Raw genomic sequence first — 16,104 nt, 5'->3', positions numbered from 1 at the left:
GGAATGACTTGGATTTTAAGCCATCCCGTTTTCCCTTCTCCGTGAATCCATGAGTTCTCCTGTGTCCCCTTCCCTTTCTCCTTCTGTTTCAACGGCCACCTGGAGCGACTTGTTCACCGGCACGAATGGCTGGCTCGCCCTGGCCCTCACCGGTGGCGTGGCGCTGCATGCGGTCAACGTGCACATCGTGACCACTGTATTGCCGTCGGTGGTCCGGGACATCGGAGGGCTGGACTGGTACGCCTGGAGCACCACGCTCTTTGTGGTGGCCTCCATCCTGGGGGCCGTGCTGTCGGTTCGGCTGCTCGGTGTGGCGGGGCCCCGCGACGCCTGCATGGCGGCGTTGGCGGTGTTCGCGCTCGGCTCGGCCATCTGCGCCGGTGCGCCGTCCATGCCGTGGATGCTGGCCGGGCGCAGCGTGCAGGGCCTGGGAGGCGGCACACTGGCCGCGTTGAGCTATGCGCTGATACGGATCGTTTTCGCGCCTGCGCTGTGGCCGCGCGCGGTGGCCCTGGTGTCCGGCATGTGGGGCGTGGCCACCCTGTGCGGGCCGGCCGTGGGCGGCCTGTTCGCGCAGGCGGGACATTGGCGATGGGCGTTCTGGACCCTGTTACCCGTGGCGCTGCTACAGGCGCTGCTGGCCGCCCTGAAGCTGCGTCCTGCACGCACCCAGGCCGCGGCCGTCCCTGCGCAGGCGGGCATCCCTTTGGCCCAGGTCGTGTTGCTGATGGCATCGGTGATGGTAGTCGCCGTGGGCGGCCTCTCGTCGGCACTGATGGTGCAGGGGGCGGGTGTCGCAGCGGGGCTGGCGTTGGGCGCCGCGGCGATTGCATGGGATCGCCGGGCATCCGTGCGCTTGCTGCCTTCGGGCGCCACGCGGCTGCGCTCACCTTTGGGAGCGGTCTATGCGAGCATCGCCTTGCTGCTTATCGGCACCACCACCGAGATCTTCGTGCCCTACTTTCTGCAGGTGCGGCAGGGCCTGACGCCACTGGCCGCGGGCTACCTCACCGCCGCCATGGCAGCCGGCTGGAGTGTGAGCTCGCTGGTGTCTTCGGGATGTACCGGAGCCCGCGCCGAGCGCCTGCTGCGCGCGGGACCGATGCTGTGCGCGGCTGCCCTGCTGGCCCTGGCGGTGCTGGTGCCTGCCGGCGCCGGTCTGCCGGCGAGCGCAGGAATGGCGCTTTGCGGTGTGGCGTTGGCAGGCGTCGGCGCCGGCGTGGGCATGGGCTGGCCGCACCTGGTCACCCGCCTGCTGACACTCGCTCCGCCCGGTGAAACCGACACGGCGTCGGCCGCCATCACGACGGTACAGCTCTATGGCATGGCGATCGGGGCGGCGATGGCAGGGCTTGTAGCCAATGCAGCGGGGCTCACCCGCCCAGGAGGCGCGGCGGGCGCACAGTCTGCCGCGCTGTGGCTGTTCGCTACCTTCGCGCTGCCGCCCGCAGTGGCCATACTGCTGGCGCGCCGGATCACCCGTCGGCAAGGAATTTCGTGATGGGGGCCGGTATGTCACAGGAGCTGTTCCTGGCGGTCCATGCCTTGGGCCTGGCGATCTGGCTGTCCATCAGCGTCATCAACAACTGCCACGCGCTTGGCGGCTCTACAGCTGCCATCGGCGCAACGATGTCGATGGCGCCGCTGAAGCAGCAGCCCGCGATCGACACGCCACTCCTTTCACGGGCCATCGATTCGCCCGCCGTTCACCGACTCGCGCTGCTGTGGGTGCTGGCGCTGCAGACCGTGGCGGCAGCCGCGTGCTGGGCGGGCTGCTGGCAACTGCTCGCCGTGGGCGACCTGGTCACCGCCCGGCCCTGGCTGAACCTGGCCTTGAGCACCTTCGCTGCGTTCTTGTTGTCCATGCATCTCGGGGGGCTGTGGTTCGGCTATTGGATCCGGCAACAGAGCCTGCAACTGACCCACATCGCCCTGCTGGTCTGGGTGGCTGCTGCCTTTGTTGTCTTCAATATGGCGTGGGCATAGGCGGGGCAGTACCACGTGCTCCGCCCATCGGTGCCGGAGAACTGGGAAAGGCTCCCCAACAGAGTACACGTCAGGAGCGGAGGCTGACTGGCGGCCTGAAGGACGTTGAAGCGGTCGGGTGTGCCTTACCTGAACCCCTATCAGGTTCGCCACGCCTCTGCCTCCACCCTGCCGACCTCTGGCCAGAACCCCTGGTACACCGCCCAGCAGTTGGGACATGAAGACGTGGAGGTGTTCCGGACCTGCGGAAAGTTCATCCGCAAGGACTACCAGAAGCCCAAGGCCGAATTGCGCATTGTGGGAAGCACCTGATCGGTGCGATTCGCGTGCGACTTCGGTGCGATTCTCAGCACCCTACGAAGACACTTCGGGGCAAAGAAAACCGCCACAGACTCGCGGTTTCCAGTGTGTGGCGGTGTCTTGGATGGGGCACGGGGTACAAAACGATGGATGAGGGCAGCCGGCGGGGTACAGATTCCCCTATGGCAAACCCCCTTCTACAGAGGGAAGTGGGGGTACAAAAGCCCGATTTCACCAGATTTCTGGGTTTGTACCGCCACTTGTACCCCCACTTTTGCTTGGCTGGGCATGGACGGCTGTAGACGGCCATGGTCTGCAAGTTGTTGATTCAGCAAAGAAAAAGGGCGTCCACTGGATTAGTGTGGACGCCCTTGGGCTGGCATCTACTGAATGATTTATGGAAACAGCTTATATAAGCCAACTTTCACGACAAAAACCCGTCTTGTTCCCCGGCTTGTTCCCCGGTCTTTACATCCTTCATTTGGCTCATATTTCAAGCGTTTTGCGGAATCGAAGTTGATGGCATTTGGTCTGCGCGAAGCCTTGGCGCACTAGGTGAATTTGTTCGGGCGATCTCGAAAGACTCCTGCACAAAAAAAGGCGGGCTGTTGCCCGCAAAAGATGGAGTGAACTCACTAACGACTCAATAGCCGCTTACGCCCGCTGCATAGTTGCTTCAGCCTCTTTTTATGCAGAACGCTGCTTGCGCCACCGCCACGCGCCCACCCCCACCATCAGGGCGGACAGCAGCAGCAGCCCCCATTCGCCCAAGGTGGGCACGGCGTTGACGCCGCCCGGCGTGGGCGGTGTGGCGGAGAGTGCCCAGGTGCCGCCCGGTTCGCCGTCCCATTGGCTCGAATAGGCGTCGCCCGAGTCGATGTTTCCACACATCACGGCGCCCTGCACGGTGAGACCCGGTGGCGCGTTGCACAGTCCATTGTGGGCGCCTCCGTAGTGGATGTTCATGAAGTCGATGTGGTCGCCCTGCGCATGCGGGGCGGGCGTTTGCCAGCGCTGCACGGCGACGGCGAGATCCAGCACCCCGCCCATGGTGGTGGCCGTGATGTAGGCCAGCGACACCTGCGGGTCGCTGCTGGCATAGGTGGTCAGTCCATCGGTAAACGAGAACGAAGTCACCTGCGCCATGATGTCCTGGTTGCTGAGATTGTTCGGCAAAGGCGACGCCGTGGAGAACGAGCCTGCCTGCCCCATGGCCGTGGTGTAGGCGCCGCAATTGCCGGCAAGGCAGTTGGTGAAGTTGTGCAGGGCGGGCGCGGTGTAGGCCGGGCCCGTGTAGGTGTAGGTGGCGGCCCAGGCGCCGGCCTGGAGGAAGGCGGCAGCCAGCAGTGTGAGGGTTTTCTTCATGGAAGCGGGTGAGTTTTAAGAAGTGAGATTGCGCCGCCCGCGCAGGGCCAGGCCCAGCAGGCCGGCGGCGGTCAGCGCCAGGGCGAAGGGGTTGTCCACCGGCACGGACTGCACGCCAGCGGAGGGGCCTGGAGGCGCCAGGGCGCCTGGGTCGGCCCAACTGGTGTGTCGTCCCAGGTGCCGTTGCCCTCGCTCTGGGTGCATGTGTCGCCACCCCCAGGCGCTGGGGCAGTGGTCAGGCAGATCACGTTGTGACGGCTGCGAGAGGTCGTGTTGACGTCGTCCAAGCGCATGTTGGCGCCGTTATGCGGCCCGGATTGCTGCCAACGCGTAGCGAGTATCTGCAGCTTTGTCAGTTGGCCTGCGGCATCGGTGGTGGCTTGGGCGAAGTTCAGCGTGACCAAGGGGTCGCCGCTGGCATAGGCGACCAGGCCGTCAAAAATCGAGAACGCTGTGATATTGCCCAGAGGGATGGAGTCACTCGTCATGTTGGGCGGGAGCGCCACGGTGGTGGTGATCGTGGCCGTCGGCCACATGGCGGTGCTGAAGTTGGCGCAATCGCCCGCGCCGCAAGGGGCGGTGAAGTTGTGCACAGTGGCCGAGTCATACAGGTTGCCGGTGTAGCTATAGGTGGCGGCCCAGGCGCCCGTGTGGGCGAATGCGGCCAGGGTGATGAGGGCTAGTTGTTTTTTCATGGCAAGAGGGTGTGGCAGAAAAAGTGCCACCAGCACTTATCTAGCAAGCGCAGAAAGCTATCTTTTTATGAGTTCTTGCGCCGTCCACGCAAGGCAAGGCCCAGTAGACCGACGGCGGTCAGCGTCAAGGCAAAAGGGTTGTCCACGGGCACGGCCTGCACGTTGCCGCCCCCGGCCCAGATGCCCAGGGCCGATTCATAGGCCCCGATGTCGGCCCGCCCCATCTGCACCCGGGCGGTGCCGGGCTGGTCGGTGGCGGGTATTTGCCCTGTGGTGGGGCCGGCGTTAATGGCAGGGCTGCCCGCTTGCAGTGCGTGGATGGGGGCGATCAGGTTGTTGACGTAGGCCAGCGGCCCCAGCAGCGGGTTGGCGCTGGCGATGTCGCCTGCCGCGCCAAAGCCGCAGGTGGTGCCGCTATCGAGGTTGTTGCCGCCGGACTGCAGTTGGTTCGTCGGGTTCGAGCAATTGATGCCCACCGCCGGGTTGGCCACGATGCTGCCGCTGATCTGGGCGGGACCATCTGCTGCCAGTTGGGCACCGCCCAGTTGGGTGGCGGTGTTGGCGGCGATGGTGGCAAAGCGAACGTCGGCAGTGCCGTTGGCCGTCACGCTGATGCCGCTGCCTTGTGGCGCCGCGTTGCCGGAGACGGTGGAGTTGACGAGGTGCAGCGTGCCGCCGACGCCGATGCCTCCCCCGCTACCGGCAGGGCTGGCCACGGTGTTGTTGTCGATGGTGCTGCCGCTGATGTGCGCGGTGTCTCCGACGCGCACCATGACCCCGCCTCCGGCAATACCAGCGGTGTTGCCGGTCACGACGCTGTCGCTCAGGTGGAGTGTGGCCGTGTCGTGCACATAGATGCCTCCGCCCTGCTTGGTGGTGGAGCTCGCTGAAGTGTTGCCTTGCACCCCCACCCGAGTGAGTGTGGCCGTTCCGCCCTCAACGACCAGGCCGCCCCCAAACGCCGAGCCTGCGCCTGTGCCGCCGATGATGGCGAGGTTGGTCAGGTTGACGGTGTGGTTGCCGGTGATTTGCAGCACCAGGCGGTCGCCGCCACCGTTGATGGCGGTGGCACCCGCGCTCACGCCCATGCCGTTGATGGTGAGGTCGCTGCTGATGGTGAGGAGGTTGTTTGCGGGCGCTTGCGTCAGCTCGTAGTTGCCCGAGTACAGAGTGATGGTGTCGGCGCCGGGCAGCGCGTTGGCCTCCTGTATGGCGGCGCGTAGCGAGCAGGTGCCCGCTACGCCCGTGCCGCAGATGCCGTCCCCTGGGGTGGGGTCGCTCAGGTCAGCGGCGGTATCGGCGACCAGGGTGGCGGCCTGCGTCCAGGCGCAGGCAGTGAGGGCGAGCAAAGCGGCGATGCATTGTTTTTTCATGTGATACGGGAGCAAAAACTTCTATCCCAAGCACTGTAGAAAATCTCATCCCCCCCCGCCACGCCCCTAGGGGGGTGAAGCTCATTGCATGCCAGCACCCCCTTGGGGGGGGGCAAAAAAGTTATCCATGTGCTAAGTTGTTGCGTGCGCAGCGCATTGATACGTTGCGACGTACAACTAGATCGCGGCTCCATGTCTCTTCCCCGCATTCAGCAACAGGCCGTGGCGCGCCTGCAACAAATGGCCTGCCTGGATTTCAGCGGGCCGGAGCTTATCGAACCTGTGCTGCATGAACTGCATCGCTTGATCGGCTTTGATACAGGCGTGTACTTCCACCCCGATACCGACGGGGTGTGGGATGCGTATAGCGAACCCTCGGCCGCGCGCGAGTGGATGCACCTCTATTTCGATCCGCAGCTGAGAGCGTCGGAACTCAAGCTGGTGCGCTACAGCCTGCACGACTTCGCTGCCGCCATGCGCCACGAGCATGGAGTGCTATCGATGGAGCAGATCATCACCGTGCCGCGCCATGAGTTCATGCGCAGCGAGTTCTACAACGAGTTGGCGCGGCCGTGCGAGTGGCAAGACTTTCTGAGCCTGGTGCTGCGCACGCCGCAGAGCCAGGGCGTCGGCTCGCTCAAGCTGTGCCGCAAGCCTGGTGCACCCCGCTTCGCGCCTGAAGACGCCGCCATGCTCGGGCGGCTGGAACCTTGGCTGGCGCGCATCCTGCAGCCTGGCGAACTAGATCCGCAGGGCAGCGTATTGGTTGACAGTGCCATGCTGGTGGCCACGCCACAGGGCCGGCTGCTGTGGACGTCCCCCCAGGCAGACAAGTTGATGGCGTTAGCCTTTGGCTTGCGGTGGTATCAGCGCAACGAGCTGCCATGCGCGCTGCGGGTGTTGCTGGAGCGCCTGCGCTCCGTGGTGAAAGGTGCCGCGCCCGTACTGCCGCAGATGGACCTCCATAACGCCAGCGGCTTGTTCTCGCTGCGCGCCACACAGATGGCCGACGTCAAGGGCGAAGACCGGGCGGTGGGCATCCACATCGCGCAGCGGGTACAGCGCGTGACGCAACTGCTGCCTGCGCTGCGTGCGCTTGGGTTACCGCAGCGCCAGCACGAGTTGGCCTACTGGCTGGCACGCGGCCTGCCCGAAGATCAGATCGCTGCGCACATGGGTATCAGCACCCACACTACTACGTCCTATCGACGCCAGATCTACGACCGACTACGTGTCCACAATCGCCAGGAGCTGCAGGCACTCTTGTTTACGCTGCATTGAAGCCCGGCGAAGGGGGATTTGACCTCACGTTTTTCGGCGCAATGCAGTCATCGAAAGATAGGACCGGGCTCTCCGCCGACGGACCCTCTCGGATGCCGACCACCAGCTCCGCGTGCGGTCCGCAATGCGCTGTCTCTCCCGGACTCCAACGATCAGTTCTAACAGCTTGCGAGATCAATTGAGGCCGCCATGGCGGCCACGTTGCACTAGGATCTCCCGTGCATAGCCAGACCGCGAGAAATCCGACCGAGCAGGCTCTGAAGGATCAGGCCCGCACTGTCGTGCCGAGTCTCGAATTGCTGACTACGCTCCCGTGAACTGAATATCGTCGGCCAAATTATTTGCCTTCGCCCAGAGCTGGGCGTCTTTTTTCTGTGTAAATAGCAGCAGCGGAAACAGGCGTAACTTGCCCTCTATGGCCGCCACAGCTGGGCAGAAGTTCGTATGCCAGGTACTACCTAGGACTATTGCAATTGCAGGGGCGCTGCGCCATCGAAAACCACAAGTCGCTGGATGTATGGCCCCATATAGGTCTTCATTTCCACATGGGCCGGACTGGCCTGGTAAGCGTCGTGCGCGGGGCGGCCCTTGAACGCAGACACCACCGCATGGGTGTAGCCATCGGATCGAGCTGCTTCATTGGCGCCAAAGTGGTAGGTCAGCACATCCGCGCATTCTTGGCGAATCCGCACGGCATAGGCCTCCACTTTGTGGAAAAACTCGGGGCCGGCATCGGGAATGAACTCCATCATGACGAGGTGCATGTACATGGGCAGGGATCTTTCTGATTCGTGGGGATGCACGGTGCATCACACAATGGGTAGAGACAAATGGACTGCGGTCCTACATGCGGGCCAACATTCCTCCGTCGATGGCGAGAACATGCCCATTGACAAACGAGCCGGCATTCGACGCCAGATACACCACGGCAGGTGCGATGTCGTCGGGCTCTGCCCATCGACCTATTGGCACGGCGCTCTGCAGGAAGCTGTCAAAACCTTCGCGCTCCTGCAGACCCTGCGTGAACTGGGTGCGCACGAAGCCCGGAGCCAGCGCATTGCTGTTGACGCCAGCGCTGCCGTACTCCACCGCCAACGCGCGGGTGAATGCGGCGATAGCACCCTTGGCCGAAGCGTAGGCTGCGATACCGGGCATACACGCTTGGCCGGCTACGGAAGACATCAAAATGATCCGGCCAAAGCCCTTGCGCGTCATATGCGGCAACACCGCGTGGGCGCAATTGAAGGCGCCGTTCACATGCACATCGAACAGCGACTGCCACTGCACAAGCGTCATCTCGGTCACCAACTTGCGGTTCTGGTTTCCGGCATTGCTGACCATGATGTCGGGCGCCCAGCCGTCGAAGGCCAGTGTGTCAATGGCCTGGCCCACCGCCTCGGCCTGGGATACGTCGAACACAGCATGACGCGCTTCCACGCCTTCTACCGTCAGCAAGCGCACGGCCTCTTCGCAGCGGCCTGCGTCCAGGTCATTGACCACGATGCGTGCTCCCGCTTGCCCCAGGTGGCGGGCGATGGCCAGGCCCAGGCCCGCAGCACTGCCTGTCACACAGGCCACGCGGCCCTGTAAGCCAAAGTTTTTTTCAAAATAGGTCTTTGCCATGTGGATTGCTTTCTTTCAACGCAAGGATTGGATGCCGGCACAAACGTTCAGGCTCTGGCCGGTAAAACTGCGCCCCGCTGAGGACGCGAGAAAAAGCGCAGTCTGTGCTACGTCAGCCAACTGCACCTTGCGGTGCAAGGCCACGTTCGCCAGGATTTCGGTGAGCATGTCGGCCTCACTGATCTGGCGCGCCTGCGCCTTGGCCGCCGTGACGTTCCGGGAGCGCTCGCTGTCCACGATGCCGGGTAGGATGGCGTTCACGGTGATGTCGTCGCCGCCCAGTTCCAGTGCAAGGCTTTGGGTCAGCCCAACGACTGCCCACTTGGATGCAGCATAGGGCGTACGCAGCGGGTACCCCAGGCGCCCGGCCACCGAACTGAGGTTGATGATGCTGGCGCGATGCGAGGTACGCAGCGCCGGAATCGCGCGGCGCACGCACAGGTACTGGCTGCGCAGATTGACCGCAATGGTCTCGTCCCATTGCTGCGGTTCGATTTCCTCGATACGCGCCGTGGGACCAGCAATGCCGGCATTGTTCACCAGTACATCCAAGCCGCCCAGCGTCGCCAAGGCGTGCGCAAACCAGGCATCCACCGCAGCGGGGTTGGACGCATCCGCAATCCAGCCGCCACCTCCCGGCAGCGAGGGCACGGCAGCTTCAATGGCAGACGCCGAGATGTCGCTGATTTGTACCCGAGCCCCTGCTTGCGCAAAGGCCTGGGCAATGGCCAGGCCAATGCCAGAAGCACCTGCGGTGATCATCACGCGCAGATCTTGAAACTGCATGTCCATATTCTGTTTCTCAGTGGTTGCTCTTCAGCGCATATAGGAACCGCCATTGACATCAAGCCTGGCGCCGCAGACAAAGCTGGCACCTGATGAGCACAGGAAGGCCAGCAGCCAGGCGATCTCGTCCGGCGCGCCAATGCGTGGTGCCGGCACATTCTTCAGCGTGACCGGATCGGCCACTGCTACCACGGGGAGTTGCGACGGCACCCGGTGCCACCGCGTTCGCCTTTGCTTCTGGCGCGGTACGCCGTGCCAGCTCTGGGGCAGGAAAGCGACCGTGTTGAGGTCCGCTCGTCCTGTCAGGAAGCGACCGGGCATGGCCGGTCCGGGAGGCGCTATATCAGGTTCAGGGAGTCCTGCGGGCCTTCTCGATAGTGGCCATGGTCTTGTTGACCAAGTCGACACCCAGTTCCGGCTTGTACTTCTCGATCACTGATGCGGTAGCTTGCACCATGCGGGCGTGTTCGGCGGGCTCGATGGTATTGAACTTCATGCCGGCCTTGATAAGGTCCTTGACCACGTCTGCTTCCATTTTTCGGCTCACTTCACGGTGGTAGGTCTGGGCTTCCTTGCACGAGGATTCCAGTACGCCACGCTCGGCGGTGCTCAGGCGATCCCAAAACTTCTTGCTCACCAATACGACGGCAGGCAGATAGAAGTGGCGGGTTTCGGTCAGGTAGGTCTGGATGTCCTGATAGGAGCTGGACTTGGTGACCAGATAAGCGCTTTCCTGCCCGTCGATGGCCTTGGTTTCCAGCGCGGTGTAGGTTTCTGGGTAAGGCAGAGGCAAGGGCGTGGCACCCAGCGCCTTGAACACGTCGATGTACACGCGGTTCTGCAGTGTGCGCAGCTTCAGGTCACGGAAGTCTTCCAGGCGATTGATGGGATGCTTGCTGTTGGTAACCTGGCGGAAACCGTAGTCCATGTAGCACAGGCCAATGAGGTTCTTTTCTGAGAACTTTTTGAGCAACGACTGGCCGACTTCCCCATCCACGACGGCATCGGCTTCCTTCTCGCTGCGGAAGATGAAAGGCAGGTCGAAAATGGCAAGTTCTTTCACGTTGCCGGCAGCGCCTGCGGTGGAGACCACCGACATCTCCAAGATACCGCCCTGGGCAGACGACATCGACTGGATCTCGTTGCCCAGCGTGGCGCCAGGGTAGCCAGTGACTTTGATCTTGCCCCCGGTCTTGGCGCCGACAATCTGGGCAAACTTGTCCACGGCCAAGCCGATCGGGTTGTCCTTGGCGACGGCGTAGCTGAACTTGATCTTGCGGTCCTGGATGTCCTGCGCATGAACTTGCATGCCGCCCATGGCGATCAGGCCGGTCGTGATGGCCAGGCCCAGGTTGCGGATACGGGGGGAAGTCTTTTGTGCTGTCACGTGTGTCTCCTAAAAAAATGGGGCCATCGAAAGGGGTCTACGTCAATTACTTCAGTTCCTGGCCGTCCAGTTCCCCGCCCAGAAACTTGTTCGGCTTGAGGAAGAAACACAGCACCAGCGCACCCTTGGGCGAGCGGGCGACATGGCGATGGCCTCTGGGGCGCCAGGCGAAATTGCCTGCCATGTAGACACCATCGTCGTCTTCGAACTCACCTTCGAGCACATAGCTCTGCTCGATTTCCACGTGTTCATGCAACGCGAGCACCGTGCCGGGCTGCCAGCGAAACAATGCCGTTAGCAAGCCGGTGTCGTCGTCCTTCACCAGCACCTTCATATCGATGCCCGGCGTCGGGGTGGGCTTCCAGGGCAGGTCGTTCACCGCCACGTTGCGCGAATCAAGGGGGCCGTACTTTTCAGCGTTGGGCAGGAAAGGGGTCATCAAGGCCATGTTGTCTCCTCAGGAATAGCGGAAGTTGAATGGAACAGCTGCGTAGCGCAGCTATTGAGGCGTGCTAGGCGACGACGGTATTGGTCAGCTCGCCAATCCCCTCGATACGTGCTCGCACGGTCTGGCCTACCTGGAGGCACCGCTGCGGGCGCTGGGCAAAACCAACACCTTTGGGGGTGCCGGTAGCGATGACGTCCCCTGGCAACAACGTCATGCCCGCCGACAGCTGCGCGATGACGGTGGCCACGTTGAATATCATGGAGTTGGTGTTGTCGTTCTGACGCTCTTCGCCGTCGACTTCCAGCACCAAGTTCAGGTTGTCTGGATTCTCGACGGCGCTGGCATGCGCGACCACGGGGCCAAGCGGGCAGCTGGTGTCCAAGCTTTTTCCCTTGAACCATTGCCCATGCAGGCGCTGCAGGTCACGCGCTGTTACATCGTTCAGGATGGTGTAGCCGAACACATATTCGTGCGCCTTCTCCACAGGGATGTCGCGCCCCCCCTTGCCGATGACGATGGCCAGCTCTACCTCGTAGTCGAGGCTATTGGTCAACTGGCCGTGGCGCAGTACACAGCCGCGGTGCCCCACCAGGGCGGTGCGTGGTTTGGTGAAGAACTCGATGGCCTGCGGAAAGGCATCGGCCGGGCGGCCATTGGCCAAATTCCCTTCGATGATGTGCTCGCGGTAATTGCGGCCCACGTTGAAGATGTTGCGGCCGGTGAGCGCCACTGGCGGCAGGATGGTCGCGCTCGCATAGAGCACGGTGCTGGCGGTATTGCCGCTGGCAAGGGCATCGCCGGCCGTCTGGATGGCCTGCTGCGCTAGTGCGACTGCAGCGTCACCACCTGCGATGAGTTCATCCACCGATGCGGGCGCCGGCTGGACCGGCCATGCAGCTGTCAAGTCGAGGATGTGGGTATCTGCGATCACGGCGCCGAGTCGGACGCCATCACCGTGGAGGAAATTGAGGAACTTCATGTGGACTGCTTCTGTGGGGAAATACTTTGCACGACTTGCTGCGAGCCTCCTTGTTCAACGGCCACAAGCAGTGCGCGCACATGGGCTCGTGCCAGGGCTTCGGCTAGGTCGGCATCTCGCCGCTCGATGGCATCGATGATTTCAAGGTGCTCGCGCAGAGAATCGGCGCTGCGGTGCAGGCGAGCGATGGTCTGGCGGCGGTAACTGGTCTGAGGGTGGCCGAAAGACGCCCACACACGTTCGAGCAGATGGTTGTTGGCCAGCCGAATGACCTCTACGTGGAAGGCCACATTGGCTTGGGAATACTGGGCCGCCTTGGCTTCGGCCACTCCCGGCTCCAGGAAGGGCTCGAAAATGGCGCGCAGTGCTATCACGTCACGCTGCGATGCGTTCAGCGTTGCCTCGCGCGCGGCGAATCCTTCTAGCTGCTCACGCAGCTGCAGCCATTCGCGGTAGTCACGATCGCTCACCGGTTGCAGCAGCGCACCACGCCCCGGGCGCAGGCTGATGACTCCGGTGCTGTCGAGCCGAATCAGCGCTTCACGCACTGGCGTGCGGCTCACCCCTAGTTGGTTGGCCAGGTCTTCTTCGCGCACGCGGACGGGCTCAGTAATGGCAGAACGCAACTCATTGAGGTGCGCGCTCACGGCCTCGAACACGCCAGCAGTCGTGGACTTTGGGGAAAGCTTGGTATTCATTGCAGATCCCTCAGAATCACTTGGTCAGGAAGTTCAGAGGCACCATCACGATCGAGGGGAACAGCACCAGCAGGAACATGACGATGAACTGGGCGATCATGAATGGCACCACCCCCTTGGCCACATCGTCCAAGCGCATCCTGCCCACACCAGCCACCACGTTCAGCACCGAACCCACCGGCGGGGTGACCAAGCCAATGGCATTGTTCATGATGAAAAGCACACCGAAGTAGACCGGGTCGATACCAGCCTCTTTGATGACGGGCATGAGCACAGGAGTGAGGATCAGGATGGTGGGCATCATGTCCATGGCTGTTCCCACGACCATCACCAGCACCATGATTGCCACCAGCAGCAAAGTGGGGTTGTCCATAAAGGGCTTGAGCATGCCGATCACTTGGTCTGGAATGTCGGCTACGGTGATCAGCCATGCCGAGACCATGGACGCTGCCACCAGGAACATGATCACCGCGGTGATCTTCGATGCCGAGACGAACACCGTGTACATCTGGCGCAGGCTGATCTCTCGATAGACCACTGTAGATACCAGCAACGCATACACCGCAGCCACTACGGCGGCCTCGGTGGGTGTGAACACGCCGAACTTCAGTCCGAAAAGCACGATGACAGGCAGACCCAGGGCCCATAGCGACCCCTTGAGCGCTTGGAGCTTCTCTTGCGTCGTGGACGCAGCGGGGAGATTCACGCTCTCGCGGGACGCCACCAGCCACCAGGCCACGGCGATGGCCACCCCCATCAGCAGGCCGGGCACGATACCCGCCATGAACAGCTTGCCGATGGACACGTTGGCCGCAACCCCGAACACCACGAAGCCGATGGAGGGGGGAATCACCGGCGCAATGATGCCGGCCGATGCGATCAAACCACCGGCCCGCGCCTTGTCGTGGCCTGCCTTGACCATCATAGGCAGTAAAAGAGCGGCCAGTGCTGCCGTATCGGCCACGGCCGAACCAGACAACGCTGCCATCAGGCAGGCCGCGATGATCGCAACGAATCCCAGGCCCCCACGCATGTGCCCGACCAGAGTGATAGCCAAGTGCACGATGCGCTTGGACAGACCGCCCACGTTCATGATCTCACCGGCCAGCATAAAGAACGGAACAGCCAGTAGCGGAAAGCTGTCGGCACCGTTGATCACGTTCTGCGCGAGGATCTGTGCGTCGAACAGATCCAGGTGGAACATCAGGGCCAAGCCCGAGAAGAGCAGCGCATAGGCGATGGGCATACCGATCGCCATGGCCGCCAGCAGCGCGCCTACAAAGATGAGCACCGTCATTTCCGTCTCCGATTTCTTATGAATGCTTACTTGCGCCTATCCACAGCGACGACGGATGGAGGCAGCACGAGATGTGCCGTTTCTTCGGATTCCTGCACCATCACCAGTTCAGCGTCTGAGAGCTTCCCGCTCACTGTCAGCCAGAACTGATGCAGCAAGATGAGCAGCGTGGACACCGCGAACAAGACGCCCGCAAAGTAGAAGATGGAGACCGAGAGGCCACTGACAGGTGCCTCCGTTTCGCGATTCACCACCACCTGGCTCCAACTGCCGGTAAACATCAGCCAAGTGATGTAAAGCATGATGACTTGCACCGCCACCAAACAGAGTCGCTGCGCCCAGGCGGGCAATCGCACGACCACCATGTCCGTGCCCATGTGGCCGCGCTCGCGCATTACGACCACAGCGCCCATGAACACCATCCAGACAAACATCCAGCGGGAGATTTCCTCGGAGATCAGCCAGCCTGTGCTGAAGAAATAGCGCAACACCACGTTTCCGAATACCAGGACAACCATGGCGGCCATCAACAACGCACACACAGCTTCCAAGGCCTGGCAATAGGCATCCAACAAGCGATTCATGACCCATCCTTGGCAATCGGCCCAACACGCGAGGCCTCGACTGCCCGCAGTGCTTTTGAGCCATTCAGTATGCAATTCATAGTTTTGTATGCAAAATATAATTTTCGTGCACGGATTTTCATCGTGGATACATAAAACCGCTCTGGGGTTTACCCCAATGGAGAGCCAATGACCTATGGCGGACCTCGCCAACACAAATTGCTCGCGTCACGGAAGCAGGTTCGGAAACTTTCACTGGGCGTGTGAGCGCATTGAGCGCGGCGGGCGCTGAAGCGAACGCCCTGGGTGCATCTACCCCGCATGGGACGGTGGGGCCAGCGGTCGAGGTCATTGCGCAGCACATACCGGATGCCCCCTCTTGTCGAGGTGGCCTGCGCACGCCTAGCGCTCGAAGAAAACAGTGTGCTTTTCACAAAGCCCGCGCAAACGGAAAAAGATGCGGGCCTCACTACCGCCAAGGCAGCAGAGCAGTGCCTAGCGCTGACCGAGACCATCAATGCCCATCCAACTCAGCGGCCCCAGCTCGCTGATGGGCTTGCCAGTGCACCGTGGTCTGGCGGTGACACGTGCGGTGGCAAAGCTCTCGAATGGCGAAGGGCCGAGCATTGCACTACGCGCAGACCCAGTTGCGCTCAACATGCAGGAGCTTGGCCCCACTACACACATCCCAGTGCGCCGGAAAGATGCATGCCTGCGGACACGACGCCCATACCCCCATGCTGCTGGGCGCAGCAGCCTATCTGGCGCGCCACAAGCCCTTCAAAGGCACGGTCTACTTCAATTTCCCCGGGATGCCACGTGGACATTTTGGTATCCGTAGGCGCTAGCCCGCTTCGCGGCCCTGCTCCGCAAGAGCCTCTAACAACCCCAACTCGCAAAAAGCCGCAGCCAAAAACGCCGCGGCTTTTTTGGTTCGCGTGCTGCTCTGCCTTGCCGTGTTCTGGCATGCATGGACATGCGCAGGCTCCAGAAAAGCCTGGGCGCTAGACCCACTTCGTGCGAACTGTGCTCACCGGCCCGGCTAGCTGCGGCGGTCTGAGACGACAATGGGCAATGGGAAAGTTTCAGCGCACTCAGACGCACGCCGAGCCACCCTCCCACCTGCTCAGCCATCGGGCCTGGAAGATCGATCCGAATACCTTCGCCAGGCCCGCAGCGACCCACAGTGCCAGGTGGCGCAAAAGTACAACGATCGAGCGCATGCCAGTGGATCCTGCTGTCCAAACAAGCAGTACAGCGGCGGGTTTGCCGGTGGCGCTATTGGTGTACACAAGAGGATGTGCCAGTGCTGGCAACATATGC

General features: G+C 62.2%; 18 protein-coding genes. 5 read left to right on the top strand and 13 right to left on the bottom strand.

Features of this window, described 5'->3' with window-relative positions:
* Positions 1-49 precede the first annotated feature (49 nt).
* The 3 genes from AC3RCE_RS11940 (at position 50) to AC3RCE_RS11930 (ending at position 2,298) form a co-directional block, all read left to right on the top strand.
* A complete protein-coding gene (locus AC3RCE_RS11940) occupies positions 50-1,501 on the top strand; it encodes an MFS transporter (protein WP_492255255.1) in 1,452 nt (483 codons plus the stop codon).
* Entirely contained in the window at positions 1,501-1,986 is a 486-nt protein-coding gene (locus tag AC3RCE_RS11935) for a DUF2165 family protein (RefSeq protein WP_492246371.1), read from the top strand. Before AC3RCE_RS11940 ends, AC3RCE_RS11935 begins: the two co-directional genes overlap by 1 nt.
* Before the next feature lie 120 nt (positions 1,987-2,106).
* On the top strand, positions 2,107-2,298 hold the full coding sequence (locus tag AC3RCE_RS11930; RefSeq protein WP_492255254.1) for a hypothetical protein: 192 nt from the start codon (positions 2,107-2,109) through the stop codon (positions 2,296-2,298).
* A gap of 675 nt (positions 2,299-2,973) precedes the next feature.
* Here the strand turns inward: AC3RCE_RS11930 and AC3RCE_RS11925 are convergent.
* The 3 genes from AC3RCE_RS11925 to AC3RCE_RS11915 form a co-directional block, all read right to left on the bottom strand.
* Positions 2,974-3,651 (bottom strand): IPTL-CTERM sorting domain-containing protein, encoded by a 678-nt coding sequence (locus tag AC3RCE_RS11925; protein ID WP_369644021.1) that lies wholly within the window; start codon positions 3,649-3,651, stop codon positions 2,974-2,976.
* A gap of 71 nt (positions 3,652-3,722) precedes the next feature.
* On the bottom strand, positions 3,723-4,346 hold the full coding sequence (locus AC3RCE_RS11920; RefSeq protein ID WP_492255253.1) for a hypothetical protein: 624 nt from the start codon (positions 4,344-4,346) through the stop codon (positions 3,723-3,725).
* Between the two features lie 65 nt (positions 4,347-4,411).
* Positions 4,412-5,719, bottom strand: a complete 1,308-nt coding sequence (locus AC3RCE_RS11915; RefSeq protein WP_492255252.1) for a choice-of-anchor Q domain-containing protein — start codon at positions 5,717-5,719, stop codon at positions 4,412-4,414.
* A gap of 192 nt (positions 5,720-5,911) precedes the next feature.
* On the opposite strand from AC3RCE_RS11915, the gene AC3RCE_RS11910 reads away from it, so the two are divergent.
* Positions 5,912-7,000 carry a helix-turn-helix transcriptional regulator gene (locus AC3RCE_RS11910; protein ID WP_255594678.1) on the top strand — a complete coding sequence of 363 codons (1,089 nt, stop codon included), beginning with the start codon at positions 5,912-5,914 and terminating at the stop codon, positions 6,998-7,000.
* 464 nt (positions 7,001-7,464) lie between these two features.
* On the opposite strand, the gene AC3RCE_RS11905 is transcribed toward AC3RCE_RS11910, so the two are convergent.
* The 10 genes from AC3RCE_RS11905 to AC3RCE_RS11860 form a co-directional block, all read right to left on the bottom strand.
* Complete coding sequence (locus AC3RCE_RS11905) at positions 7,465-7,770, bottom strand: Dabb family protein (protein ID WP_218295268.1); 306 nt, start codon at positions 7,768-7,770, stop codon at positions 7,465-7,467.
* A 73-nt stretch (positions 7,771-7,843) separates the two neighbouring features.
* Positions 7,844-8,623 carry an SDR family NAD(P)-dependent oxidoreductase gene (locus AC3RCE_RS11900; RefSeq protein ID WP_218295269.1) on the bottom strand — a complete coding sequence of 260 codons (780 nt, stop codon included), beginning with the start codon at positions 8,621-8,623 and terminating at the stop codon, positions 7,844-7,846.
* A 15-nt stretch (positions 8,624-8,638) separates the two neighbouring features.
* On the bottom strand, positions 8,639-9,415 hold the full coding sequence (locus AC3RCE_RS11895) for an SDR family oxidoreductase (protein WP_218295270.1): 777 nt from the start codon (positions 9,413-9,415) through the stop codon (positions 8,639-8,641).
* A gap of 24 nt (positions 9,416-9,439) precedes the next feature.
* Positions 9,440-9,730 (bottom strand): hypothetical protein, encoded by a 291-nt coding sequence (locus AC3RCE_RS11890; RefSeq protein ID WP_492255251.1) that lies wholly within the window; start codon positions 9,728-9,730, stop codon positions 9,440-9,442.
* Positions 9,731-9,758: 28 nt separating this feature from the next.
* The gene (locus AC3RCE_RS11885; protein ID WP_369643921.1) at positions 9,759-10,796 is read right to left on the bottom strand and encodes a TRAP transporter substrate-binding protein; all 1,038 of its coding nucleotides are present in this window, start codon (positions 10,794-10,796) and stop codon (positions 9,759-9,761) included.
* Positions 10,797-10,842: 46 nt separating this feature from the next.
* Positions 10,843-11,244, bottom strand: a complete 402-nt coding sequence (locus tag AC3RCE_RS11880; RefSeq protein ID WP_218295272.1) for a cupin domain-containing protein — start codon at positions 11,242-11,244, stop codon at positions 10,843-10,845.
* Between the two features lie 64 nt (positions 11,245-11,308).
* A complete protein-coding gene (locus AC3RCE_RS11875; RefSeq protein ID WP_218295273.1) occupies positions 11,309-12,223 on the bottom strand; it encodes a fumarylacetoacetate hydrolase family protein in 915 nt (304 codons plus the stop codon).
* On the bottom strand, positions 12,220-12,921 hold the full coding sequence (locus AC3RCE_RS11870; protein ID WP_218295274.1) for a GntR family transcriptional regulator: 702 nt from the start codon (positions 12,919-12,921) through the stop codon (positions 12,220-12,222). The genes AC3RCE_RS11875 and AC3RCE_RS11870 overlap by 4 nt, the downstream gene beginning before the upstream one ends.
* Before the next feature lie 16 nt (positions 12,922-12,937).
* On the bottom strand, positions 12,938-14,218 hold the full coding sequence (locus AC3RCE_RS11865; protein WP_218295275.1) for a TRAP transporter large permease subunit: 1,281 nt from the start codon (positions 14,216-14,218) through the stop codon (positions 12,938-12,940).
* A gap of 26 nt (positions 14,219-14,244) precedes the next feature.
* Positions 14,245-14,802 (bottom strand): TRAP transporter small permease, encoded by a 558-nt coding sequence (locus tag AC3RCE_RS11860; RefSeq protein WP_218295276.1) that lies wholly within the window; start codon positions 14,800-14,802, stop codon positions 14,245-14,247.
* A gap of 587 nt (positions 14,803-15,389) precedes the next feature.
* On the opposite strand from AC3RCE_RS11860, the gene AC3RCE_RS11855 reads away from it, so the two are divergent.
* A complete protein-coding gene (locus tag AC3RCE_RS11855) occupies positions 15,390-15,629 on the top strand; it encodes a M20/M25/M40 family metallo-hydrolase (protein WP_492255250.1) in 240 nt (79 codons plus the stop codon).
* Positions 15,630-16,104 lie beyond the last annotated feature (475 nt).

Source organism: Acidovorax sp. GW823-FHT05D11 (assembly GCF_058795695.1).
This window is presented reverse-complemented; position numbering and strand designations above follow the sequence as displayed.